This is a genomic window from Serratia symbiotica (Periphyllus acericola) (assembly GCF_964019515.1).
Lineage (GTDB): Bacteria > Pseudomonadota > Gammaproteobacteria > Enterobacterales > Enterobacteriaceae > Serratia > Serratia symbiotica_D.
On record NZ_OZ026452.1, the window covers coordinates 1,036,973 to 1,062,319 of the forward strand.

Consider the following 25,347-nt stretch of genomic DNA (forward strand, 5'->3'; position numbering starts at 1 on the left):
AATAAATCTGTTGCCAACCGGTTCTTATTATTTGTATTCACGCCTTGCGAAACGGTAGCAAGTGCTGCGACATCCTAACAAGCGCAGCTTTCCTCATAATACATAGTGATCACGGGATTCTGACGCTTCTCAGGATTTAATGCCAGAAAGTTCAGCGCATAAATTGCCGGTGGATAACGCGCAAGGTGCGCATGTCCGCGCGTAACGCTTAGAGCCTAGGGGGGCCGACGGCATGAAAAACGCTTGATACGGGCTGTGGAAAAGGTATTGGGATGCTTAAAGCCAATAGCAGACCTATAAACCGGGAGGCCAAAGTCTGTCTATGGATTTATGGATAAAAATAAAAATGCGTTGTCTTTATATTTACTGTAAAAAAAAGAGCAAGTGATCGAGGTAAAGTTTTTATGTAAAAATATCGTTATAAATTAATATAATAAATACCCTGTTCGCACAGTATTGATTTTTTAGACGAGGGTATTATTATATAGACGAGCTGTCGATAAGTCTATTCACAGCAATTATACCAATTATATAAGTGCAAAAAAGCTCTGCCCTAGAACAGGGGCAGAGCAGAGCTGGAAAAAAGAGAAAACTAGAGCGAGATCCGAACCCGCGACCCCGACCCTGCCAAGGTCTGGGTCTATAAGCTGAGCTATTCCCGCACATCGTATCGATGCTGAAAGCTTAACGAATTATTCATCGGTACGGGGTGCGCATTGTACGAGAAATCCTTTTAGCCGCAAACCCTAAAAAGCAAAAAATGCCTTTTTTTCTGACTGCCGCATAAAGCATCAAGTCAGTAAATTAAGTGGCAGAAATGGGTGTTTTTAGCGCAAAGAGGCTTTGTTGAATAAATCGGATTTGGAATAAAGAGTCCCGTGAATGGGCAGCTTTCAGGCAAGGCGTACACTTTCTGGCATACCGGCGAGCGTCATCTTGTTTAATGCACATATCATGGCCAGCGCCTCTGCCACTTGCCCATCATAATCTCGCAGCGACAGGTGACCACCAAATAGCTGTTTTACTCTATACCTCGCTGTTGCCGCTATCGAACGTCGGTGGTAGCCTGTGATACTTTTCCACCGTGTTTTGTCTCCGGTAACGCGCTGGTGCACCACCGCTTGATTTCGCTCTGCATAGTCTGCCGACCAATAACGGGCTCCGCTGCTGGGCGGTATTAACGCCTTGAGCTTCTTGCCCCTTAACTCATCATCACACACTCGCGTATCCTAAGCCCGATCCGCCGAGGCGACTTTGATTTTACGGTACCTCTGGCGGATGAGACCTGGGAAGGCTTCGGTATCGGTGACATTGCTCAAGGAAAGGTCAGCACAGATGACCTCATGTGTTTCTGTATCTACGGCCAAATGCAATTTTCGCCAGATCCGCCGTTTTTCCTGACCGTATTTTTTTACTTTCCACTCCCCTTCACCCAACACGTTGAGCCCGCTAGAGTCGATAACGAGGTGCGCAATTTCACCCGGCGTTGCGGTTTTAAACGGGACATGGCCGGACTTTGCCCGCTTACTGATGCAGGTGTCGTCCGGGCAGTTCAACGGCACTTTGATCAGTGTGACACTGGAGTCGATGAAGCCCTGGAGGGCGCGAAGTGTCAGGCCGAAAATCCGTTTCAGCATCAATACGCTGGTGATTGCCATATCGGAATAATGTGGTGGGCGACCACGCAGAGAAGGTTTTGCCTCGCAGTACCAGGCGTGAAGTGCCGTTTCATCCCCCCAGCAAGTGAGTGAACCCCGAGTGATCAGGGCGTTGTTGTAAGCCTTCCAGTTGGTGATGTTGAACTTTTGCTGGGCCACGGAATGTCGCTATTTTGACATAAGGAGAGTGATCTGATCCGCGTGCCGGCCAAATGTTCGATTTATTCAACAACGCCGCGCAAAGATTTTAGCCGTTATAGCTGAATAAAATGCTCGCGATAATACGCCAGTTCAGCGACTGATTCGCGGATGTCATTCATCGCCTGATGGGTACTCTGCTTCTTGCTGCCGTTGAGAATTTCCGGCTTCCAACGGCGCGCCAACTCTTTCAGGGTGCTGACATCCAGAGAACGATAGTGGAAGTAAGCCTCCAGTTCAGGCATGTAGCGGAACAGAAAACGTCGATCATGGCCCACGCTGTTCCCACAGATAGGCGATTTACCGACTGGTACCAACTGTCGCAGGAAGGCGATGGTTGCCATCTCGGCGGCACGATCGTCAAGATAGCTAGCCTTCACCCGTGCCACCAGCCCACTGCCCATGTGAGTGCGCACATTCCAGTCATCCATCAGCCCAAGTTGTTCGTCAGACTGATGCACAGCGATCACTGGCCCTTCGGCCAAAATGTTCAAATTGGCATCGGTGACCAACGTGGCGATCTCAATGATACGGTCACGTTCTGGATCTAGCCCAGTCATCTCTAGATCGATCCAAATCAGGTTGCTTTTGTTTCCTGTCATGATATTTCCTGCCTAAAAGCCGAAAGAAAAACAATACGCGGGTGGTGCCGCCCCTTCGCCAAACATGGCTGCTGACAACGGTTATTTAATATAAAATAGTGTGTATCATAGTCTTTTTGGTCGCCGTCGGCGATATATACCCAATAGATTCCAGGCTACGGCAAGGTGGCGAACGTGCAAATCCCCAGGAGCTTGGTCAACCCAGTGACTAGGGTGAGTAAGGGAAGCCAACGCCGCTGCGGCCTGAAATGTGAAGGCTATAAAGCGGATCCAAGTGAGGCGCAGTGAGCAAGAACAAACTGTCCAAAGGTCAACAACGTCGCGTGCAGGCGAACCATCAGCATCGCCTAAAGCGCGCTGATAACAAACCGGAGTTGGATGATTCCCAACTGGGGGAACCGCAGGACGGCAGGGTGATCAGCCGTTTTGGGATGCACGCCGACGTTGAAGCGAGTGATGGCACCCAGCACCGCTGCAACATCCGCCGCACGTTGCGATCGCTGGTCACCGGTGACCGTGTCGTATGGCGTTCCGGCGTCGGTACCCATAAAGGGGTGAACGGCATTGTGGAAGCAGTGCACGAACGCACTTCCGTGCTAACACGCCCAGACTTTTATGACGGCGTGAAACCGATCGCCACCAATATCGATCAGATCGTTATCATTTCGGCGATCCTGCCAGAGCTTTCGCTGAACATCATCGACCGTTATCTGGTAGCCTGTGAAACGTTTGGGGTCGAAGCCTTGATCGTGTTGAACAAGATCGACCTGCTAGACACCGCCGCACGCCAGCGGATTGACGGCATGATAGAAACCTACCGCAAGATTGGCTATCGGGTGCTGGAAGTATCCAGTCAGACGCTCGAAGGCATGGCGGCGTTTGAACAGGCACTGGCCGGGCGAATCAGTATCTTCGCCGGTCAGTCCGGGGTTGGCAAGTCCAGCCTGCTAAACGCGCTGCTGCCACCGTCCGAACAGCAAATTCAGGTCAATCAGGTTTCCGGGGTGTCTGGCCTAGGGCAACATACCACCACCACCGCACGGCTATACCATTTCCCGTACGGCGGGGATGTTATCGATTCCCCAGGAGTACGCGAATTTGGCCTGTGGCATCTGCAGCCGGAACAAATCACTCAGGGTTTTGTCGAATTCCGTAATTACTTAGGCGCTTGCAAATTCCGCGACTGCCGCCACGACACCGATCCGGGCTGCACCATCCGCGCGGCGATGGAGAAAGGCGATATCGCAGAAGAACGTTTTGACAATTATCACCATATTCTGGAAAGCATGGCGCAAGTAAGGGGACGTAAAAATTTCACTGACGCGGCATACTGATCATCGCGAGCAACATTGGCAGTTGGGTAACCCACATTACAATTAGCGCCATTTATTATTCAAGAGGTTAACGTGCGAGATAGCATCAAGATTAAATTGCAGTATTGGTTGCCAAAACTGGCACTGACCCGTCTGGCTGGCTGGGGTGCGAGTAAACAAGCTGGCTGGCTGACCCAACTGGTAGTGAAAACCTTCACCCGCTACTACCGTGTAGATATGCAGACAGCACAAAATCCAGATCTGGCCTCCTACGTAAGCTTTAACGATTTCTTCGTGCGTCCGCTGCGTGAAGGCGCGCGGCCAATCATCGGCGACACCAACTGGCTTGCCCTACCTGCCGATGGCACCATCAGCCAGCTCGGCCCGATCCGCGACGACCTGATTTTCCAGGCCAAAGGTCACCACTACAGCCTGGAAGCGCTGCTGGCCGGTAACTCTATGCTGGTTGAACTTTTCCGCAACGGCTTGTTCGCTACCACTTACCTGGCACCGCGCGACTATCACCGCGTGCATATGCCGTGCGCTGGCGTGCTGCGCGAAATGATCTACGTACCCGGCGATTTGTTCTCGGTGAATCCGCTCACCGCCGCTCTCGTGCCAAACCTGTTTGCGCGCCACGAACGCGTGATCTGCGTGTTTGATACCGCCATAGGTCCAATGGTGCAAATCCTGGTCGGTGCCATTATTGTCGGCAGCATCGAAACCGTCTGGGCTGGCACCGTCACACCACCACGCGAAGGTATCATCAAACGCTGGGCTTACCCTGCCACAGGTGAAGAAGGGGCGATTGCGTTGGAAAAAAGTGCCGAAATGGGCCGCTTCAAACTCGGTTCGACGGTGATCAACCTGTTTACCGCAGGCAGCGTGCAGTTCGCACCACAGTTGAATAACGGCAGCGTCACACGCATGGGCGAGGCTTTTGCCGAAATCCTAGCCGCGGTTGCCTCTGCTGAATCACCGCAGATCTGAAGGAAGTAACGCTGTGCGCCTGATTATTACGCTACTGCTCTGCTATTTACTATTCCAACCGGTGCTGGCCGCAACGGTACCCACTGAAGCTCAGCTCCAGCAAGAGTTGAAACAGGCCGAGGGTAACAAGAACACGCCTAATCAGGTGGAAACCATTGAGACACTGCATAGCTCCCTCAACTGGCTCTCGGAGCGTAAGGAGTCGATGGCCCGTTCCGAACAGTATCAGCGGGTAATCGATGACTTCCCGCAGATGATGCTGGAATTGCGCCATCAGTTAGCGCAGGAAAACAGCAAAATCCTACCAAATAGCGACAATCTACCGGCCAGCATTCTGGAACAGCAGATCCTACAGACGAGCAGCCTACTGCTGGAACAGGCACGTCTGCTGCAACAGGAACAGGAACGTAAGCGGGAAATTAGCGATTCACTCGGCCAACAGTTGCAACAACAGACCGCTGCTCGCCGGGCGATGACTGAAGTACAGCACCGCTTGCAAGCGCAATCTACCACTGCATATACTCAAGCGGCGCTGGCGCTATTACAGACAGAAGCCGCAGCACGCAAAGCCAAGGTGGATGAGCTAGAACTGGCGCAACTGTCGGCCAATAACCGCCAAGAACTGGCGCGGATGCGCGCTGAGGTTTACAAAAAGCGCCACGAGAAATTTGACGTTCAATTGCTGGCACTACGTAATCACCTCAACGCACAGCGCCAACGCGAAGCCGAACTGGCGTTGGAAAGAACCGAGCAGTTGGCGGAGCAAAATGGCAATCTGCCAAAAAGCATCAGTGAACAGCTGCAGACTAACCGTGTTCTTTCTACTACGCTGAACAACCAAGCACAGCGTATGGATTTGATCTCTTCCCAACAACGGCAGGCTGCAGTACAAACGTTACAGGTGCGTCAGGCGCTAAGCACCATCGTTGAGCAGGCACAATGGCTCGGTTCCTCTTCGGTGTTGGGTGAAACATTGCGCGCCCAAGTAACAACACTGCCAGATATACCCAAACCGCAGAAGTTAGACGGCGATATGGTTCATTTACGCGTACAGCGTCTGCGATTTGAAAATCAGTTGGAGAAACTGCCAAAACACCAATTCAAGCACGACGATGGCAGTGAACTGACCAACGTGGAGCGCCGCATCGCTGATGCGCAACTGCGCACTCAACGTGAATTGCTTAACTCACTGCTATCAGGCTGCGATACCCAGATCATCGAACTGACCAAACTGAAAGTCGCCAACACTCAGTTGATTGAGGCATTGAGTGAAATCCACGACGCCGCCCATCGTTATTTGTTCTGGGTGCCGAACGTCAATCCGATCACCCTATCCTACCCCCTTAACGCCGCGCACGATCTGACAAGCTTGTTGTCGCTAGATACGCTGGCACAGCTTGGCGGTGCCCTTATGATGATGGTGACTAGCCGCGAAACGCTGATCCCGATTTTTGGTGCCCTACTGCTGGTAATTTTCAGCATCAGCTCACGCAAGCACTATCACGCCTTCCTAGCACGCGCCAGCAGCCGAGTGGGCAAGGTCACGCAAGACGAGTTCTCCCTGACGCTGTGTACCGTATTCTGGTCGATTCTGGTGGCGCTACCGTTGCCGGTGCTATGGGCAGCGCTCGGCTTTGGTTTGCAGAGCGCCTGGAATTACCCGGTGGCAGAAGCGATCGGCAAAGGGGTCACAGCCACACTACCGATCCTGTGGGTATGCATGATCTGCGCCGCCTTCGCTCATCCGCAAGGGCTGTTTATCGTGCACTTCCGCTGGCCAGTGAAACAGGTTTCATTGGCCATGCGCTACTACAAGATGTCGATCTGGCTGATCGTGCCATTACTCATGGCGCTGATCACCTTTGACAGCCTGAAAGAACGTGAATTTGCCAATACTCTGGGCCGACTGTGCTTCATCCTGCTGTGCTTGGCACTGGCTATCGTCACCAACAGCCTGAAACGCGCTGGCATCCCGCTGCATCTCGACAAAAAAGGCTCCGGAGACAATATGGTCAATAGCGCGCTGTGGAGGCTACTGCTGTCAGCACCCTTGCTGGCGGCACTGGCCGCCAGCGTTGGCTACCTGGCCACCTCACAGGCATTGCTGGCACGGTTAGAAACCTCGGTAGCGATTTGGTTCTTCCTACTGGTGGTTTATCATATTATTCGCCGCTGGATGCTGATCCAGCGGCGGCGCATCGCATTTGACCGTGCCAAGCAGCGCCGTGCCGACATTCTGGCGCAGCGCACCCGTGGCGAAGAAGAAAATCCGCATACACCGAACAGTATCGAAAGCTCGATGGATACGGATGATTCAGAGATCAATCTGGACGCAATCAGCGCCCAATCGTTGCAGTTGGTACGCTCGATCCTGACGATGATCGCGCTGGTGTCGGTGATCGTGTTGTGGTCAGAGATCCACTCCGCCTTTGCCTTCCTGGGAAACATATCCCTATGGGACGTTACCTCGATGGTCAATGGCGTGGAAGCCACGCACCCAATCACCTTGGGTGCCGTGCTGATCGCGATTCTAGTGTTAATCATCACCATGCAGTTGGTGCGCAACCTACCGGCACTATTGGAACTGGCGGTGCTGCAACATCTGGATCTGACGCCAGGTACCGGATACGCCATTACCACCATCACCAAGTATCTGCTGCTGCTGTTTGGCGCAGTGCTCAGCTTCTCCTGGATTGGCATCGAATGGTCGAAACTGCAATGGGTAATCACTGCGCTCAGTCTAGGGTTGGGCTTCGGTATGCAGGAAATCTTCTCCAACTTTATCTCCGGCCTGATTATCCTGTTTGAGAAACCGATCCGCATCGGCGATACGGTAACGATCTGCAATCTGACTGGCAGCGTTACCAAGATCAACACCCGTGCCACCACTATTTCGGATTGGGATCGTAAAGAGATCATCGTGCCAAACAAGGCATTCATCACCGAGCAATTAATCAACTGGTCGCTATCGGACACCCTGACTCGTGTGGTTCTGACCTTACCAGCCCCGGCCGATGCCAACAGCGAAGAGGTGACCAAGATCCTAACCAAAGCCGCCGAACGCTGTTCGCTGGTGTTGAACAACCCAGCCCCGGAGGTTTATCTGGTCGATCTGCAACAGGGTATTCAGATCTTCGAACTACGCATCTACGCCGCTGAGATGGGTAACCGCATGCCGCTACGCCATGAAATTCACCAATTGATCCTTTCCGGCTACCGCCAGAATGGCATTACCCTACCATACCCGCCATTCCAGGTACGCAGCGAGACACTATCGCAGCTGACCAACAATGGCCGCATAACACCTTCCACGCCGCCGCATAACACTAAACGCGAATCCGGTAGCCTGTAGCAAATGCAGCAGTAAAAAAATGCCGGATGGCGTCGAGTTTAAACTCGAGTGAATACTTCATAAAAACTGCACCTCTCCAGGCCCATTGAATTTACCCTGTCCAGCTTCCGGGGTGGCAGTTCATGCAATTCGAACCCTTTTGTTATTCAGAGAAGCGGATGTTTACGCGCGCCCTACCGGGAAGGCCAGCACATCACTCAGGCTCTCGGCACCTAACGCCAACATCACCAACCGATCGACGCCCAACGCCACTCCGGAGCACGCGGGTATGCCATGTTGCAGGGCATCCAGCAAATTGTTGTCGATCGGATGCTGCGGCAAGCCGCGCCGCGCACGTTTACGGTTATCCTGCTCAAAACGTTGACGCTGTTCGCAGCTATCGGTCAGTTCACGGAAGCCATTCGCCAGTTCGATACCTTTGAAATACACCTCAAAACGCTCCGCTACTCGGTGGTCTTCGGTGCTGATCTCCGCCAGTGCCGCCTGGCTGGCCGGGAAGTGGTACACAAAAGCTGGCTTTTCACGGCCAATGTATGGTTCCACCCCAATGGTGAACAACAGTTGTAGCAAGGTGTCACAATCTTCTTCGTTATCGGCAACATTTCTCAGATCGAGCTTGGCTGCCACTGCGCGCAACTGTGCTTTCTCTGCCGACAGCGGATCGATATCCAGGTGGCGCAGGAACACCTGCTGATAGGACAGGGTCTCCGCGCTGGCGCAATCCAGGACCTGTTGCAGTAGATCGTCCACTTCATTCATCAGCCGGTACATGTCGTAGTGGGGGCGGTACCATTCCAACATGGTGAATTCCGGGTTGTGATAGCGCCCAGCCTCTTCATTGCGGAAACTGCAGCCTAACTGATAGATAGAACCACTGCCCGCTGCCAGCAAGCGTTTCATATGGTATTCCGGGCTGGTCATCATATAGAGCGTAAGGCCATCCGCCGCCCCCAGCCCGACGAAACGCGTCTGGAACGGAAACAGGTGAATATCGGTAACCGTCGCCTGGCTCATGGTCGGTGTCTCAACTTCCAGCACGCCACGATCGGCGAAGAAACGCCGGATCTCAGCCAGGATTGCTGCGCGTTTCAACAAATTGGCGATGGGTGCACTTGGTTGCCAGCTTGCCGCTTCGCTCATGCTCATTACTCCGAAATAAAAAAGGAGGTGCAGTCTACTCGTATCCCATCACGCAAACAAATTATTCACCTGCGGCGGAGTGATCACACTAAAAAGTTAAGAATAAGGATAGAGGCGCGCTAGACACCCCGATGGGTAGTTAGTCGACAAAACAATCGATTACATAAAATTTCTCCTGCTGGGCTTTAGGTATAGTTAATTCTACATATATAGTTTAGTTCCACATAAACTGGTTGGAGACAGCCTTTACTAACAGGTTTAACATATTAATACCCGAAGAGTTTCACTAATTTTTAAAATTTACAGCTCTTAGCAGAACATTGGAGAAATGCAGTGCAAACTTTTAATGCCGATATTGCCACTGTTGGAGCCGGGGGCGCTGGTTTACGTGCCGTAATAGCCGCAGCGGAAGCCGACCCCAAACTTAAAATTACACTGATCTCTAAAGTTTACCCGATGCGCAGCCATACGGTCGCCGCCGAAGGGGGCTCCGCTCCTGTCACTCAGGATCACGATACCTTTGATTACAACTTCCATGATACCGTCACTGGCGGCGATTTGTTGTGTCAGCAGGATGTAGTCGACCATTTCGTGCATCAGTGCCCGCGTGAAATGACCCAACTCGAACAATGGGGCTGCCCATGGAGCCGCAAACCGGACGGCTCAGTCAACGTGCGCCGTTTTGGCGGTATGAAGAGCACCTCGTTCGCCGCCGACAAGACCGGTTTCCATATGCTGCATACCCTATTTCAGACCTCGCTAAAGTACCCGCAGATCCAGCGCTTCGACGAGCATTTTGTGCTGGATATCCTGGTGGATAAGCGGCTGGCACGCGGCATAGTGGCGATGAATATGCTGGAAGGCACCCGTGTGCCGATCCGTGCCAATGCTATCATCATGGCTACCGGCGGTGCTGGGCGCGTTTACCGTTACAACAGGCGTTGTTGAATAAATCGAGCTTTTGGCCGGGACGAGATCAGATCACTCTCCTTCTGTCAAAATAGCGACATTCCGTGGCCCAGCAAAAGTTCAACATCACCAACTTGAAGGCTTACAACAACGCCCTTATCACTCGGGATTCACTCACTTGCTGGGGGGATGAAACGGCACTTCACGCCTGGTACTGCGAGGCAAAACTTTCTCTGCGTGGTCGCCCACCACATTATTCCGATATGGCAATCACCAGCGTATTGATGCTGAAACGGATTTTCGACCTGACACTTCGCGCCATCCAGGGCTTTGTCGACTCCATTGTCACACTGATCAAAGTACCGTTGAACTGCCCGGACGACACCTGCATCAGTAAGCGGGCAAAGTCCGGCCATGTCCCGTTTAAAACCCCAACGCCGGGTGAAATTGCGCACCTCGTTATCGACTCTAGCGGGCTCAACGTGTTGGGTGAAGGCGAGTGGATGGCAAAAAAATACGGTCAGGAAAAACGGCGTATCTGGCGAAAACTGCATTTGGCCGTAGATACAGAAACACATGAGGTCATCTGTGCTGACCTTTCCTTGAGCAATGTCACCGATACCGAAGCTTTCCCAGGTCTTATCCGCCAGAGGTACCGTAACATCAAAGTCGCCTCGGCGGATCGGGCTTAGGATACGCGAGTGTGTGATGATGAGTTAAGGGGCAAGAAGCTCAAGGCGTTAATACCGCCCAGCAGCGGAGCCCGTTATTGGTCGGCAGACTATGCAGAGCGAAATCAAGCGGTGGTGCACCAGCGCGTTACCGGAGACAAAACACGGTGGAAAAGTATCACAGGCTACCACCGACGTTCGATAGCGGCAACAGCGAGGTATAGAGTAAAACAGCTATTTGGTGGTCACCTGTCGCTGCGAGATTATGATGGGCAAGTGGCAGAGGCGCTGGCCATGATATGTGCATTAAACAAGATGACGCTCGCCGGTATGCCAGAAAGTGTACGCCTTGCCTGAAAGCTGCCCATTCAGGGGACTCTTTATTCCAGATCCGATTTATTCAACAAAGCCTCTAACAGGGTGAAAATCATGTTGAAGGCCCCGTTCTCAGCATTTATCAACAATCTGGCGGACCCGGCAGCGGCGATCATATCGCCCGCGGCGCTGGTGCAGTACCGCAAGGATATCGGCTTCCAACCGGTTGGCACTGGGCCGTATCAGTTCGTCACCTGGAATCAGACCGACTTCATTAAGGTGAAAAAATTCGATGGCTACTGGAAGCCAGGGTTGCCGAAGCTCAATAGCATCACTTGGCGGCCGGTGGTCGACAGTAATACCCGTGCTGCGATGTTACAGACCGGTGAGGCGACTTTCGCCTTCCCGATCCCTTACGAGCTGGCAGGCAACCCCAAGCTTGATGTGATGACAGCACCGTCGATCCAGCAGCGCTATAGTCAGCTTGAATGTCATCCAGAAGCCGTTTGACAACCTGAAGGTGCGGCAGGCACTGAATTATGCCATCAATAAGACCGCGCTGATCAAGGTGGCGTTTTCTGGCTATGCGGTACCGGCGGAAGGGCCAGTGACGCCAACGACCGACTTTGCTGCTCGCTACCCGCGATGGCTGTATAATCCTGCCAAGGCATGCGAGTTGCTGAAAGAGGCGGGCTACCAGAACGGTTTCACCTCCACCTTGTTGTCTTCCCATAACCACAGCACCGCGCAGAAAGTGTTGCAGTTCGTTCAGCAGCAACTGGCGCAGGTAGGGGTGAAAGTGACGGTGACCGCGATGGACGCCGGGCAACGCGCGGCTCAAGTGGAAAGAGTCGGGGTGAAGGATACCGGTATGCGTATGTTCTATACCGGCTGGTCTGCATCGACTGGCGAGCCAGATTTGGCGCTGTCGCCGCTGTTCGCCAGCCAGGCTGCACCGCCGAAGAAATTCAACACCGCGTTTTATAACAACCCGAAGGTAGATGATGATTTGAGCGCTGTATTGGCCACCACCGATCGCGCCGAGAAGCAAAAGTTTTAACAGGATTCACAGGATCGCATCTGGGCTGATGCGCCATTGATTTTCCTGACGACTGAACGCTTGCTGTCGGCTAATAGCAAACAATTGAGCGGTTTCTATGTGATGCCTGACATGTCTTTCAACTTTGATCATGCCGACCTCCAATAAAGTGCTGCCGCCTCCTACTGCCTGCGTGGGGCGATAGGGATGAAAGGGATCGACCTGAAATGCTTGATTATTTTCTGAAACGACTGCTGGGTTTGATTCCAACGCTGCTGATGGTGGCGGTACTGGTATTTCTGTTTGTACATATGATGCCCGGTGATGCGGCGCGGCTGGCTGCAGTGCCAAAGGCCGATGAAGCCGTGGTGCAGTTGGTGCGCCAAGATCTGGGTCTGGACAAACCGTTGCCGCAGCTATAAATGCACTTTTTTGTTAACGTGCTACGTGGGGATTTCGGTACTTCGATGATGTCAAAACGCCCGGTGAGTGAAGAGATCGCCTCGCGTTTTATGCCGACCTTTTGGATGACGATCACCAGCATGATGTTGGCAACATCGGGGATTTCATTCCCGGCTTTTGCACTCGGAATGCTGTTGATGCAGGTGTTTTCGGTCAATCTCGGCTGGTTGCCGACGGTCGGTGCCGACAGTTGGCGGCACTACATCCTGCCGTTCATCACCTTGGGGGCCGCAGTGGCGGCGGTGATGGCACGTTTCACCCGCCCCTCGTTGGTGGAAGTGTTGCAGGAAGACTATATACGCACTGCGAGCGCGAAAGGTGTACCGGAGAGCCTGGTGGTGGTGAAAAACGGGCTGCGCAAAGCGATGATCCCGCTAGTGACCATGATGGGGTTGTAGTTCGGCTTCTTGCTCGGCAGTTCGATCGTGGTGGAGAAAGTGTTCAACTGGCCAGGGCTGGGTCGGTTGCTGGTCGATGCAGTTGAGATGAGTGATTACCCATTGATCCAGGCTGAAGTGTTACTGTTTTCGCTGGAGTTCATTTTGATAAATCTACTGGTGGATATGCTGTATGCGGCGGTTAACCCAACAATACGCTACCAATTAGGGGGCAGCATGATTAAATATTGGCGGCGCAACGCGGCACTGAAGGCGATGCCGATCCTCGAACCCAATGCGCAGCGCACGCCGTAGCAAGATTTCTGGCAGCGTTTCCAGCAGCAACGCGTGGCGATAGTCGCCGGACTGGTGATGGTGCTGCTGCTGGCTCCGTATCTGGCCCCCTTTGATGCCGAGAACTATGTCGATTATGATCGGTTGAACTATGGCCCTTCGCGAGTGCACTGGATGGGCGTGGATTCGCTTGTACGCGACATCTTCAGCAACATCCTGATGGGGCCAGCATCTCGTTGGCGGCAGGAGTATTCTCGGTAATGGTGGGTTTGTTGAGCGGCACCTTGCTGGAGTTGCTGGCTGTCTACTATGAAGGGTGGTGGGATCGTCTCACTATGCATGTATGCGATGTGCTATTCGCCTTTCCTGGTATTCTGCTGGCGGGATCGGCGTAGTAGCAATCATGGGCAGCGGCATGGCCAATGTGTTCGTCGCGGTGGCGGTCTTCAGCATTCCGGCTTTCGCTCGGTTGGTGCGTGGCAATACGCTGATACTGAAACATTTGACTTATATTGAGTCGGCGCACAGCATCGGTGCTTCGGACTGGGCTATCATTCTGCGGCATATTTTGCCGGGTACCCTTTCGTCGCTGGTGGTGTATTTCACCTTGCGCATTGGCACCTCGATTATTACCGCTGCCAGCCTATCGTTCCTTGGCCTTGGCGCGCAGCCGCCAACGCCGGAGTGGGGTGCGATGCTCAACGAGACACGGGCCGATATGGTGATTGCGCCGCATATGGCGGTTTTCCCCATCCTGGCGATATTTATCAGCGTGCTGGCATTCAATCTGTTGGGCGATGGACTGCGGGATGCGTTGGCTCCGAAACTACGTGGGTAAAGGAGTATCGAGCGAAGAGGCAACACAATGACTAGATAATCGCTGCACGCTCCTCTACAGTGGAAAGAAATTTTTACCGGGTGACGTATCAGCTACCAGAACTCTGCCACTAAAAAAGTCATCCATCCGCATACCGTGCTGCAATAGGTGCATCGGCATGGTGAGGTTCGTTGGAGAATATAAATGACATCACGACTCAGTAAAGAAGCTGCGCTGGTTCATGCAGCACTGGAAGCCTGTGGCTTGGAAACCCCGTTGTGGGGGGATGTGTTGGATCGCGAAACGCGTAAACGCCAGATTAAAGAGCACATTACGGAAATCATGCAACTGCTCAATCTCGATCTATCTGATGACAGCCTGGCAGAAACGCCACACCGCATTGCTAAAATGTACGTCGATGAGATTTTTTCCGGCTTGGATTATGCCAACTTCCCAAAAATCACCGTTATTAAGAACAAGATGCAGGTGGACGAAATGGTGATGGTGCGCGACATTACGCTGACCAGCACTTGTGAGCACCACTTTGTCACTATCGATGGCAAGGCAACGGTGGCCTATATCCCGAAAGATGCGGTGATCGGTCTGTCGAAAATCAACCGTATCGTTCGGTTCTTTTCCCAGCGGCCGCAGGTGCAGGAACGTCTGACTCAGCAAATCCTGGTGGCTTTGCAGACCCTGCTGGGTACTAATAACGTCGCGGTATCTATTGATGCAGTCCATTATTGTGTTAAGGCTCGCGGCATCTGTGACGCCACCAGTGCGACGGCTACCACCGCGCGAGGCGGGCTGTTTAAATCCAGCCAGAATACGCGTCAGGAGTTCCTGCGTGCGGTGCGTTATTGCCAAAAGTAATGGATTATTTAGCGGGGCTTAGCGCCTAGCCTACAGGCACCTTTCGGTGCCTTTTTAATGATTGAAATACAGCGGCATAGAAATGAACAGTGACCCACTGCCCCGTATCGTCACGCTGGACTGTATACGTATTATCGCCATTTTTGGCATCTTATTGCTGAATATCTGCGCATTTGGTCTACCTAAGGCGGCCTATCTGGGGATGCCTTCAATGCGTGATGCTTGGAGCTGGGCGCTACTGGATATTTTTGCCCAGGCCAAATTCCTGGCCATGTACGCGCTGCTGTTTGGTGCTGGGCTAGAGATGTTGCTGCGGCGCGGCAAAAACTGGATACGCGCTCGGCTGTCGTGGCTGGTACTGTTTGGTCACGGCTATGCTATCTTACTGTGGGATGGAGATATCTTGCTGGCTTACGGCCTGATTGGCCTGCTGTGCTGGCGTATGATCCGTGATGCTAAAGAGTCAGCCCAACTGCTGAAAACCGGCATGGTGCTGTACCTGTGCGGCGTGGGGGTGTTGCTCGTGTTAGGCTTTATTTCACCCGGCGAACCAGGGGACTTTTGGAAGCCCGGCTTTGCTGAGTTCCAGTATGAAAAAATTTGGAAGCTGCGGGGCGGTTTCGATGCCTGGTGTCATCGCGCCGACCTGCTGTCTTCCAGCCTATTAATCATCAGCGTGCAATACGGCTGGGAACTGGCGGGGTTGATGTTATTTGGTGCCGGGTTGATGCGCAGTGGCTGGTTGCGTGGCAGCTTCACCGGGTGACTATCGCAATCAGGCCGTGTGGCTAATAGCGATTTCATTGGTTATCCAATTATCCGCAGTAGCGCTGCAATGGCATCTGCACTGTGATTACCATTGGAGCAGCTTTTTACTGCAAGTGCCGCGTGAACTGAGCGCACCGTTGCAGGCGATGGGCTATCTGGGACTGTGTTACGAGTGCTGGGCAACGCTGTCGCGTTGGCGCATCGTCCATTGGCTGTCGCAGGTTGGGCGCATGTCGCTGAGCAACTATCTCTTGCAGAAGCTGATCTGCACCACATTTTTTTACCGCTTCGGTTTGTATCAGCAATTCGACCGGTTGCAACTGCTGGCGTTTGTACTGCTGGTATGGCTAGCTAACCTGCTGTTTTCACACCTCTGGTTGTGCTATTTCTCCCAAGGGCCGGTAGAATGGCTATGGCGCAGGTTGACGCTGAGGGCTGCGAGCAACAATAGACCCAAAAATCAGCACTGAGATTTGGCATTGGAACAAACAGGCTAAAAAGTATTTATCTGCCTTGCAGAACCCCTCAACCGCATGGCTGCGGTTGTGCCTATCAGGGCTGTTTGGCATTGTGCTTTTCTTGCGCCAGCTTGTGCTACAATTCAACTAATTGTTCCGGCGAGACCGCAGGATAGCCTTGGGCATCCTCCGGCACGCTGTGCATAGCGACGATCGGGAGTTGCGGGCCGAGAAAGCGTGGTTCGCGCTTGAGGATGTACAAGTTGGTGAGTGCCGCGAGGCGGGCGAAGATTTCACGGGCGCGAACCGTCATCATGTCTTTCGGTGAAGGCACAGCATAGCACTGCGCTTGAATCCCCCTATACAGGGCGATAAACAGCGCCCGCTCGCAGCGGAAACGCTGGGTGATAATAATCAAATCGTTGGTGTCGAACACTTTGCGGGTGCGCGCGATGGAGTCCAGCGTGCGGAAACCGGCGTAGTCCAGTACGATATCGTCCGGTGCTACGCCCGCGGCGATCAGATCGCGGCGCATGGTCATCGGCTCGTTATAGGTTTGTTGGGCGTTGTCACTGCTCAGCAGCAGATATTGCACCTTGCCGCTGTTGTAAGCATTAATCGCCCTCTGGATGCGATAGCGGTAATACTGGTTAATAACGCCAGTGCGGTAATACTTGGCAGTACCGAGCACCATGCGACTTGGCGATAGGGCAGGCTCTGTAGGTCGTCATAAACGTAAGGTGCCGTTTTCCAGCTTATCCAACGGTCAAGTGCGATAGCCGCGAGCATCAACAGCGCAATGATGATGAATAAGGTGATGATCAGGCGTTTCCATATATTATTGCCTAATGCGCTCAGTGGCTAAAATAGAGGACTCAAGGCTACTTTACCTGTCTGGCTGAGGCAAGCTGTCAAAGGTTACCAGCCCACATACCGAGCCTGGGGCTTTTGAGCGCCAAGATCAAAACGAGGTACGCTTGTAGCTGCAGTACTGCGGCCGCCGTTATGCTCGATGGCTTTCGATAGCACATATTCAGAGGTGACCATTGCCACGCCCTGCAACTGCGCCGCTGTGCCCACCGCTATCGCGATGCATTTTGATACCCCCTTAATATCATCGATATTCGGCAATATAGTGCGCCGTGACCATCAGTGGCCAGCGCGCGGCTGGCAGCCATCAGCATGGCGTCGGTGACGCGGGTGGCACCGGAGGCCAATACGCCCAGCCCGATGCCTGGGAAGATGTAGGCGTTGTTGCACTGGGCGATTGGGAACTGCTGCGCTTGGTAGGTCACTTTGGCGAACGGGCTACCGGTCACCAACAATGAGGCACCTTTAGTCCAGTTGATGATATCTTCTGGGCGGGCTTCTACACGGGAGGTCGGGTTGGACAGCGGCATCACAATCGGGCGGGCGCAGTGCTGGTGCATTTCGCGGATCAGTTCTTCGGTGAACAAGCCAGGCTGGCCGGACACGCCGATCAGAATGGTCGGCTTGGCGTTGCGTACCACATCCAGCAGAGAAATAGCCTCGCTCTCTGTGTGCCAGGTGGCCAGGTTTTCGTGCTTTTGTACCAGCTTGCTCTGGAACTACAGCAGGTTAGGCAGCTTGTCAGTCAGCAAGCCGAAGCGGTCAACCATGAATATACGGGCGCGCGCTTCGTCTTCGCTTAGCCCTTCAGACTTCATTTGCGCGATGATCTGCTCGGCGATACCGCAGCCTGAGCCTAGGAAAGTCACCGTTTAGGCGCTCAACTGGCTACCGGCGATCAGGCTACCGAGCGTGACTGCGGCGGTGCCTTGAATGTCATCGTTGAAGCAGCATATTTCGTCACGGTAGTGGTTAAGCAATGGGGTGGCATTGTTCTGCGCGAAGTCTTCGAACTGCAATAAAGCGTTCGGCCAGCGGCGCTTGACTGCCTGAATAAACGCTTCGACAAAGTCGTGGTGTTCATCGCCAGAGATACGCGGATGACGCCAGCCCATGTACAGCGGATCGATGAGGCACAGCGGGTTGTTGGTGCCGACATCTAGCACCATTGGCAGCGTATAGGCTGGACTAATGCCGCCGCAGGCGGTGTATAGTGATAACTTGTCGATCGGAATGCCCATGCTGCCGATGCCTTGGTCGCCGAGGCCGAGAATACGCTCACCATCGGTGACGACGATCACCTTAACGTTTTGCTTAGTGGCATTTTGCAGCATGTCATCGATGCGGTTTTGGTTCGGGTAGGAGATGAACAGCCCTCGTGCGCGGCGGTAGATATCAGAAAAGTGCTCACAGGCTTTACCGACCATTGGCGTGTAGATTATTGGCATCATCTCGCCTAGGTGCGAGTCCAGCAGGCGATAAAACAGCGTTTCTTTGGTGTCCTGAATATTGCGTAGATAGAGGTGCTTGTCGTTGTCGTTTTTAAAATCCTGGTATTGGCGATAAGCGCGCTCAACTTGTTCTTCGATAGTTTCTACTGCTTCTGGCAACAGGCTATGCAGATTGAAGTAGCTACGTTCTTCCTCGGTGAAAGCACTGCCTTTGTTAAGCAGCGGAGACTCCAGCAAAATTAGGTTGGCGTAAGGGATGTAAAGAGGGCGTTTGTTTTCGTGTTCCATTAGTTTCACTCTTTGCGTGGCGTTGTTGAATAAATCAACATTTGGCCGGCACGAGGATCAGATCACTCTCCTTCTGTCAAAATAGCGATATTCCGTGGCCCAGCAAAAGTTCAACATCACTAACTGGAAGGCTTACAACAACGCCCTTATCATTCGTGGTTCACTCACTTTCTGGGTGGATGAAACGGCACTTCACGCTTGGTACTGCGAGGCAAAACCTTCTCTGCGTGGTCGCACACCACATTATTCCGATATGGCAATCACCAGCGTATTGATGCTGAAACGGATTTTCTGCCTGACACTTCGCGCCCTCCAGGGCTTCGGCGACTCCATTGTCACACTGATCAAAGTGCCGTTGAACTGCCCGGACGACACCTGCATCAGTAAGCGGGCAAAGTCCGGCCATGTCCCGTTTAAAACCGCAACGCCGGGTGAAATTGCGCACCTCGTTATCGACTCTAGCGGGCTCAACGTGTTGGGTGAAGGGGAGTGGAAAGTAAAAAAATACGGTCAGGAAAAACGGCGGATCTGGCGAAAATTGCATTTGGCCGTAGATACAGAAACACATGAGGTCATCTGTGCTGACCTTTCCTTGAGCAATGTCACCGATACCGAAGCCTTCCCAGGTCTCATCCGCCAGAGGTACCGTAAAATCAAAGTCGCCTCGGCGGATCGGGCTTAGGATACGCGAGTGTGTGATGATGAGTTAAGGGGCAAGAAGCTCAAGGCGTTAATACCGCCCAGCAGCGGAGCCCGTTATTGGTCGGCAGACTATGCAGAGCGAAATCAAGCGGTGGCGAACCAGCGCGTTACCAGAGACAACACACGGTGGAAAAGTATCACAGGCTACCACCGACGTTCGATAGCGGCAACAGCGAGGTACAGAGTAAAACAGCTATTTGTTGGTCACCTGTCGCTGCGAGATTATGATGGGCAAGTTGCAGAGGCGCTGGCCATGATCTGTTCACTAAACAAGATGCCGCTCGCCGGTATGCCAGAAAGTGTACACCTTGCCTGAAAGATGCCCATTTAGGGGACTCTTTATTCCAAATCCGATTTATTCAACAACACCCTACTACAGCAATAGTAAGCATTGTAAGCTAGTTTTTTTGACTTGGAATATTAATGATCGTGGATCGGAAGATACTCAGCATTGTCCTGACGGCGCATAATTGCGAAGCCTATCTGGATAAGACACTGGTCACTTTGCTCAGCTCGCTTACCGACCTGAACGAAGGTTATGAAATAATTCTGATTAGCGACGATTCTGTCGATCGCACGGCGGAAATATTGCAGCAATTTGCCGAGCGTCATGCACACCACACACGTCTATTTCAGGTCGATTTTCGTAATATCGGTAAGGTCAGGAACTTTGGCATCCAGCAATGTTCCGGCGACTATGTCACCATGGTAGATGGCGATGATTCGCTTTTATCCGACGCTCTATGCGATGTCGTGCAGTTTTTGGCAGCTTCACAACCGGAATTGCTGCTTACCAGACTCAACGAAGAGCATCACGACAACGATCTGGATATCTCATGGACGGGCCTGCAACCGCAGCCGTTGTCACAGCCGCAGGCGATAAAAAAGTTCCTGATCCATAGGGACATTCAGGCTCATTTCATCGGTCAGTTCATTAAACGGGAACTGCTACTAGCACATCCTTTTCCGCCATTCCTCTGTTATGAGGATGCCTATCTTTTCCCGACAATATTGAGCCATTGTCAGCACATCGTCTTTTCTCGCAGCAGCCCCTATCTCTATTTCAAACATGGCAACAGCCTATCGAGCCGGGTTGATAGCGAGAAAGTCGAACTGCTGGTCAAGGCGACGGAAGAGATGGAACGCGTGTTTGGTTATCGATATGCCAATCTTATCGCCTGTCATTGGATCAATATATTCCAGCGCTATGGCCGAAAGATGGACAACACGTCCAGCCGTCAAAAGGTAATCAAAAGAATCAAAGAAATAAGTTCAATTTATTTTTTGCTGGATCCAGCTATTCGCCTTAATTTCAAGAAGAAATATATCAAGATAAAAAATGGAAAATAACCTGAACAGCAATCTGCCCCAACAATTACAGAGCATTAGAGGGGCGATTAGGCTTTGTTGAATAAATCGGATTTGGAATAAAAGAGTCCCCTAAATGGGCATCTTTCAGGCAAGGCGTACACTTTCTGGCATACCGGCGAGCGGCATCTTGTTTAATGCACAGATCATGGCCAGCGCCTCTGCAACTTGCCCATCATAATCTCGCAGCGACAGGTGACCACCAAATAGCTGTTTTACTCTGTACCTCGCTGTTGCCGCTATCGAACGTCGGTAGTAGCCTGTGATACTTTTCCACCGTGTGTTATCTCCGGTAACGCGCTGGTTCGCCACCGCTTGATTTCGCTCTGCATAGTCTGCCGACCAATAACGGGCTCCGCTGCTGGGCGGTCTTAACGCCTTAAGCTTCTTACGCCTTAACTCATCATCACACACTCGCGTATCCTAAGCCCGATCCGCCGAGGCGACTTTGATTTTACGGTACCTCTGGCGGATGAGACCTGGGAAGGCTTCGGTATCGGTGACATTGCTCAAGGAAAGGTCAGCACAGATGACCTCATGTGTTTCTGTATCTACGGCCAAATGCAATTTTCGCCAGATCCGCCGTTTTTCCTGACCGTATTTTTTTACTTTCCACTCCCCTTCACCCAACACGTTGAGCCCGCTAGAGTCGATAACGAGGTGCGCAATTTCACCCGGCGTTGCGGTTTTAAACGGGACATGGCCGGACTTTGCCCGCTTACTGATGCAGGTGTCGTCCGGGCAGTTCAACGGCACTTTGATCAGTGTGACAATGGAGTCGCCGAAGCCCTGGAGGGCGCGAAGTGTCAGGCCGAAAATCCGTTTCAGCATCAATACGCTGGTGATTGCCATTACGCTGGTCATTGCCATATCGGAATAATGTTGTCGGCGACCACGCAGAGAAGGTTTTGCCTCGCAGTACCAGGCGTGAAGTGCCGTTTCATACACCGAGAAAGTGAGTGAACCCCGAGTGATAAGGGCGTTGTTGTAAGCCTTCCAGTTGGTGATGTTGAACTTTTGCTGGGCCACGGAATGTCGCGATTTTGACAGAAGGAGAATGATCGGAGCCGCGTGCCGGCCAAATGTTCGATTTATTCAACAACGCCCTGTAGTAGGCCATAAACCTGTTGTGCGCTGATATCCGCCATTTTGTTACCTGCCAGCGGCAGGCAGGCGTACTGATTCTGCCCATAACCGCCGATTAGCCCAGGATCTGTTGGGCCAAACAGCATGATATTCGGCTTATTAAGCGCAGCGGCAAGGTGGCTCAGCCCGGTATCTACGGAGACCACACGTTTAGTACCAGCCAATACCTCGGCCACCTGTTGCAGGCTGAGCTTTGGCAGCACCTCGACATGCGCAAAACCTTCTGCCAGCCGCAGTGCGCGCCGGCGCTCATGGTCCGTGCCCCACGGCAGTTTGATCCTCAGCCCGCTGTTTGCCGCCAGCCTAATCAGCTCGCGCCAGTTTTGTTCCGGCCAGTGTTTATCGTCGCGCGTGGTTGCATGCAGAAACACCAGATACTGACCGGCATCGGCTGGCGGCTGGCTGAGAAATCGCCCAGTGATGGCGTAATCGCCGTAGCTGCCCGGCTGGTCGTAACCCAGGCTTTTGGCAAACAGTTGGCGTGTGCGTTCTACCGCGTGCTGCTGCTTGCTGATCTCATGCCGATGATTATAGAACCAACTGGCGAAGGGTTCGCGTGCACTCTTGCAGCCCTGGCCATGTTTACAGCCTTTAGCAAGGCGAGTGATCAACACCGCGCTTTTAATCAGCCCCTGTGCATCGATCACGACGTCATAGCTGCGTTGCTGCACTGTGCGTTTGAAATCGCCGCGCTGCTGGCACGTTGCGCGACCAAACCAGTTTTTACGCCAACGGCGGATAGCCACTGGGATCACGCGATCGACAGCAGGATGCCAGGTGGGGATTTGACGGAAGCCTTCCTCCACCACCCAATCGAAGCGGATGCTCGGAATGGCTTGCATGGCATCGGTCAGTGCGGGAAGCGTGTGGAGTATGTCCCCCATCGAGGAAGTTTTAACAATCAACACCTGCATGGTTATTCCTCGCTGGCAGCCAGTAACGGCGTCAGCGCTTCCAACACCTGCAGTGGCTGAATATAGATCAGGCTTTGGTGATAACCCTGATCGGCATCGCCTTTACGCACCTTGTGGTAGCCGCTGATTACACGAATCACCTTAGCCTTATCGGATAGCGGCGGCGTAAAATCTGGGTTGCTCGGACCGTATAGGGCTATCATTGGTTTATTCAATGCAGCGGTAATGTGCATCAGACCGGAATCGTTGCTGACTATCGCCTGGCAGGAGGCGATCAAGATCACTGCCTGCTCCAACTGGGTTTTCCCGGCCAGATTGATGCAACAATCGCGGGCATTTGCCTGCAATGCCGTGCGGATTTCCTCGCCAGCTGCGTAGTCTTTTGCCGAGCCGAACAGCGCAATTTGATAGCACTGCTCGATCAACCTCTGTGCCAATGTGGCATAGTGATAGTGCGGCCAACGTTTTGCCGGGCCAAACTCTGCCCCTGGGCAAAAGCCGATCATCGGCCGATGATCGGTCAAATTGAACGCGGTAGTGGTCTTGGCGATCTCTTCTTCGCTGACCTGTATCTGTGGCCACAACAGTGGTTGAGGCAGATCGTCAGCGCAATGAATGCGCCCTTTGTCATAAGCCAACGCCACATAGCGCTGAACCATCAACGGGAAGGCGCCTTTATCAAGCACGCGGATATCATTCAGCAGACCGTAACGTATTTCACCGCGCCACCCGGTACGCTGTGGCACATTGGCGAAAAACGGCACCAACGCGGATTTAAACGAATTGGGCAATACATAAGCATGATCATACTGGTTTGCGCGTAGGGCATAGCCGAGACGCCAGCGTTCGCCGATGGCCAAAGTACCGTGACCCAGCGGCATCGGCAGCGCCTGATGAACTTCCGGCATACGCGCCAGCAATGGGCGACACCAGGCTGCCGCCATCACATCGATTTCCGCAGACGGATATTCGGCCTTAAGGATACGATAGAGACTCTGCGACATCATCATGTCGCCAACCCATGACGGGCCGATAACCAGTATTTTCATATTCCTTCAGCGTATAACGGTACGATTCAACCAAGCCATGTACTCTTTAACCCCTTTCACGACCGTTTTAAACGGCTCATCATAGCCAGCGGCGCGCAGCTTGGTGAGATCGGCCTGGGTGTATGCCTGATAGCAGCCATTCAGCTTTTGCGGGAACTCAATGGATTCCACCTTGCCTTTTTGGTGAAAATCTATCACCGCATCGGCGACCACTTGGAAGCTTTCCGCTTGCCCAGTTCCGCAGTTAAAAATGCCTGACTTGCCGTTTTCCCAGAACCACAGGTTGACCGCTGCCACATCGCCAACATAGATAAAGTCACGCTTGAAGTTTTCACTACCAGCGAACAGTTTTGGGTTTTCGCCACAGTTAATCTGGCTATTCAGATGAAAAGCAACGCTCGCCATACTGCCTTTGTGGCCTTCGCGCGGGCCGTAGACGTTGAAATAACGGAAGCCGCAGATCGGCGAGTTTGCCTTAGGCAGGATTTTACGTACGTACTGATCAAATAGAAACTTGGTGTAGCCGTAAACGTTCAATGGCTCTTCATATTGACGCTCTTCGATAAACGTTTCACGGGCACCATAGGTGGCAGCAGATGAGGCGTATAGGAATGGGATCTCGCGATCCAGACAGTAGTACAGAATATCTTTAGAGTACTGATAGTTGTTATCCATCATGTACTTGCCATCCCATTCGGTGGTATAGGAACAGGCACCTTTGTGGAATATTGCCTTAATATCCCCCAGATCGTCACCCGCCACGATCCTAGCGATAAAATCTTCTTTATCGATATAGTCGGCGATATCAAGATCGACCAGGTTGACAAATTTGGTGCCGTCTTTCAGGTTATCTACCACCAAAATATCGCGGTATCCTTTGTCATTCAGTGCATTAACGATATTGCTGCCAATCATGCCAGCACCGCCAGTGACGATAATCATTGGGTAGCCCCTATTAATATTCCTGGTGAGGCACAGTGCCCCACGTTTAATCATTGCCGCCCATAATAGCATTTCATACCGCTGCAAATAGCGGAAGGGCTTCGAATATCCCGCAATGCTGATGACGCCAAAAGTTTGCCATCTCCTATATTGGTTATTCAAAAAAATAACCCCTGGAAAGACATCTCTTACGGGTTATCAACACGCTGCAAGGCTGGAAATTTTGGCTTTTTTACATTCATGGCGGTGAAATTTCTCTCCTAAGGAGCAGGGGGGAACTCAACCGCAAAAATCACACTCCTTACAGGATAATCATTGGGGTCAGCGAAGGCATCATGGAGAAAGACTTGATCTGACATTGAGCTTTGAAAGGTGAGCGTT

General features: G+C 52.6%; 14 protein-coding genes and 11 pseudogenes. 14 read left to right on the forward strand and 11 right to left on the reverse strand.

The annotated features are described in order from the left end of the window. Positions 1 to 893: 893 nt before the first annotated feature. The 3 genes and pseudogenes from AACL06_RS05710 to orn form a co-directional block, all read right to left on the reverse strand. Positions 894 to 1,796 (reverse strand): annotated as a pseudogene (locus AACL06_RS05710) (IS5 family transposase). Then, on the reverse strand, positions 1,729 to 1,890 hold the full coding sequence (locus AACL06_RS05715) for a hypothetical protein (RefSeq protein ID WP_339036412.1): 162 nt from the start codon (positions 1,888 to 1,890) through the stop codon (positions 1,729 to 1,731). Before AACL06_RS05715 ends, AACL06_RS05710 begins: the two are co-directional and overlap by 68 nt. Positions 1,891 to 1,912: 22 nt before the next feature. Next, positions 1,913 to 2,458, reverse strand: a complete 546-nt coding sequence (orn, locus tag AACL06_RS05720; protein ID WP_339036414.1) for an oligoribonuclease — start codon at positions 2,456 to 2,458, stop codon at positions 1,913 to 1,915. Between the two features lie 284 nt (positions 2,459 to 2,742). On the opposite strand from orn, the gene rsgA reads away from it, so the two are divergent. The 3 genes from rsgA to mscM all read left to right on the forward strand — a co-directional run bounded on the left by rsgA (position 2,743) and on the right by mscM (position 8,113). Beyond that, positions 2,743 to 3,792, forward strand: coding sequence for a small ribosomal subunit biogenesis GTPase RsgA (gene rsgA, locus AACL06_RS05725; protein WP_339036416.1), 1,050 nt, complete (start codon positions 2,743 to 2,745; stop codon positions 3,790 to 3,792). A gap of 72 nt (positions 3,793 to 3,864) precedes the next feature. Next, positions 3,865 to 4,761 carry an archaetidylserine decarboxylase gene (gene asd, locus AACL06_RS05730; protein ID WP_339036418.1) on the forward strand — a complete coding sequence of 299 codons (897 nt, stop codon included), beginning with the start codon at positions 3,865 to 3,867 and terminating at the stop codon, positions 4,759 to 4,761. A 13-nt stretch (positions 4,762 to 4,774) separates the two neighbouring features. Next, positions 4,775 to 8,113: a miniconductance mechanosensitive channel MscM gene (gene mscM, locus AACL06_RS05735; RefSeq protein ID WP_339036420.1), complete on the forward strand. Its 3,339-nt coding sequence runs from the start codon at positions 4,775 to 4,777 to the stop codon at positions 8,111 to 8,113. 162 nt (positions 8,114 to 8,275) lie between these two features. On the opposite strand, the gene epmA is transcribed toward mscM, so the two are convergent. Then, positions 8,276 to 9,253, reverse strand: coding sequence for an elongation factor P--(R)-beta-lysine ligase (gene epmA, locus AACL06_RS05740; RefSeq protein ID WP_339036422.1), 978 nt, complete (start codon positions 9,251 to 9,253; stop codon positions 8,276 to 8,278). A 333-nt stretch (positions 9,254 to 9,586) separates the two neighbouring features. Between epmA and AACL06_RS05745 the strand changes: the two are divergent. The 8 genes and pseudogenes from AACL06_RS05745 to yeiB all read left to right on the forward strand — a co-directional run. Next, positions 9,587 to 10,189: pseudogene (locus AACL06_RS05745) on the forward strand (FAD-binding protein); the annotation flags it as partial. Between the two features lie 25 nt (positions 10,190 to 10,214). Continuing rightward, positions 10,215 to 10,355 (forward strand): hypothetical protein, encoded by a 141-nt coding sequence (locus AACL06_RS05750; protein WP_339036424.1) that lies wholly within the window; start codon positions 10,215 to 10,217, stop codon positions 10,353 to 10,355. After that, a pseudogene (locus AACL06_RS05755) lies at positions 10,288 to 11,190 on the forward strand (IS5 family transposase). The gene AACL06_RS05750 and the pseudogene AACL06_RS05755 overlap by 68 nt, the downstream one beginning before the upstream one ends. 63 nt (positions 11,191 to 11,253) lie before the next feature. Beyond that, positions 11,254 to 12,355, forward strand: a pseudogene (gene gsiB / locus AACL06_RS05760) (glutathione ABC transporter substrate-binding protein GsiB); the annotation flags it as partial. Between the two features lie 59 nt (positions 12,356 to 12,414). Beyond that, positions 12,415 to 13,341 (forward strand): annotated as a pseudogene (locus tag AACL06_RS05765) (ABC transporter permease subunit). A gap of 33 nt (positions 13,342 to 13,374) precedes the next feature. Further along, positions 13,375 to 14,158, forward strand: a pseudogene (locus tag AACL06_RS05770) (ABC transporter permease subunit). A 183-nt stretch (positions 14,159 to 14,341) separates the two neighbouring features. Then, a complete protein-coding gene (folE, locus tag AACL06_RS05775; RefSeq protein ID WP_339036426.1) occupies positions 14,342 to 15,010 on the forward strand; it encodes a GTP cyclohydrolase I FolE in 669 nt (222 codons plus the stop codon). 82 nt (positions 15,011 to 15,092) lie between these two features. Continuing rightward, positions 15,093 to 16,248: pseudogene (yeiB, locus tag AACL06_RS05780) on the forward strand (DUF418 domain-containing protein YeiB). A gap of 124 nt (positions 16,249 to 16,372) precedes the next feature. On the opposite strand, the pseudogene sanA reads toward yeiB, so the two are convergent. Further along, a pseudogene (sanA, locus tag AACL06_RS05785) lies at positions 16,373 to 17,073 on the reverse strand (outer membrane permeability protein SanA). A 124-nt stretch (positions 17,074 to 17,197) separates the two neighbouring features. Beyond that, positions 17,198 to 18,845 (reverse strand): annotated as a pseudogene (locus tag AACL06_RS05790) (NAD-dependent malic enzyme). 94 nt (positions 18,846 to 18,939) lie between these two features. On the opposite strand from AACL06_RS05790, the pseudogene AACL06_RS05795 reads away from it, so the two are divergent. The 3 genes and pseudogenes from AACL06_RS05795 to AACL06_RS05805 all read left to right on the forward strand — a co-directional run bounded on the left by AACL06_RS05795 (position 18,940) and on the right by AACL06_RS05805 (position 20,897). Then, positions 18,940 to 19,863: pseudogene (locus AACL06_RS05795) on the forward strand (IS5 family transposase). Then, a complete protein-coding gene (locus AACL06_RS05800; RefSeq protein ID WP_339036428.1) occupies positions 19,847 to 20,017 on the forward strand; it encodes a hypothetical protein in 171 nt (56 codons plus the stop codon). Before AACL06_RS05795 ends, AACL06_RS05800 begins: the two are co-directional and overlap by 17 nt. Then, positions 19,971 to 20,897, forward strand: a complete 927-nt coding sequence (locus tag AACL06_RS05805; protein ID WP_339036429.1) for a glycosyltransferase family 2 protein — start codon at positions 19,971 to 19,973, stop codon at positions 20,895 to 20,897. The genes AACL06_RS05800 and AACL06_RS05805 overlap by 47 nt, the downstream gene beginning before the upstream one ends. Before the next feature lie 105 nt (positions 20,898 to 21,002). Here AACL06_RS05805 and AACL06_RS05810 read toward each other — a convergent pair. The 5 genes and pseudogenes from AACL06_RS05810 to rfaD form a co-directional block, all read right to left on the reverse strand. Next, a pseudogene (locus AACL06_RS05810) lies at positions 21,003 to 21,923 on the reverse strand (IS5 family transposase). Beyond that, a complete protein-coding gene (locus tag AACL06_RS05815) occupies positions 21,856 to 22,017 on the reverse strand; it encodes a hypothetical protein (protein ID WP_339036432.1) in 162 nt (53 codons plus the stop codon). The pseudogene AACL06_RS05810 and the gene AACL06_RS05815 overlap by 68 nt, the downstream one beginning before the upstream one ends. After that, entirely contained in the window at positions 22,007 to 22,975 is a 969-nt protein-coding gene (gene rfaC, locus AACL06_RS05820) for a lipopolysaccharide heptosyltransferase RfaC (protein ID WP_339036434.1), read from the reverse strand. Before rfaC ends, AACL06_RS05815 begins: the two co-directional genes overlap by 11 nt. A 2-nt stretch (positions 22,976 to 22,977) precedes the next feature. After that, a complete protein-coding gene (gene rfaF / locus AACL06_RS05825; protein WP_339036436.1) occupies positions 22,978 to 24,024 on the reverse strand; it encodes an ADP-heptose--LPS heptosyltransferase RfaF in 1,047 nt (348 codons plus the stop codon). Positions 24,025 to 24,030: 6 nt separating this feature from the next. After that, positions 24,031 to 24,966 (reverse strand): ADP-glyceromanno-heptose 6-epimerase, encoded by a 936-nt coding sequence (gene rfaD / locus AACL06_RS05830; RefSeq protein WP_339036438.1) that lies wholly within the window; start codon positions 24,964 to 24,966, stop codon positions 24,031 to 24,033. Positions 24,967 to 25,347 lie beyond the last annotated feature (381 nt).

What these genes read in the sequence shown, in the direction of transcription:
- rfaD (WP_339036438.1), bottom strand. Translation starts at nt 24,966, where the DNA reads ATGATTATCGTCACTGGCGGTGCTGGCATGATTGGCAGCAATATCGTT.
- orn (WP_339036414.1), bottom strand. Translation starts at nt 2,458, where the DNA reads ATGACAGGAAACAAAAGCAACCTGATTTGGATCGATCTAGAGATGACT.
- folE (WP_339036426.1), top strand. Translation starts at nt 14,342, where the DNA reads ATGACATCACGACTCAGTAAAGAAGCTGCGCTGGTTCATGCAGCACTG.
- AACL06_RS05805 (WP_339036429.1), top strand. Translation starts at nt 19,971, where the DNA reads ATGATCGTGGATCGGAAGATACTCAGCATTGTCCTGACGGCGCATAAT.
- epmA (WP_339036422.1), bottom strand. Translation starts at nt 9,253, where the DNA reads ATGAGCGAAGCGGCAAGCTGGCAACCAAGTGCACCCATCGCCAATTTG.
- rfaC (WP_339036434.1), bottom strand. Translation starts at nt 22,975, where the DNA reads ATGCAGGTGTTGATTGTTAAAACTTCCTCGATGGGGGACATACTCCAC.
- rfaF (WP_339036436.1), bottom strand. Translation starts at nt 24,024, where the DNA reads ATGAAAATACTGGTTATCGGCCCGTCATGGGTTGGCGACATGATGATG.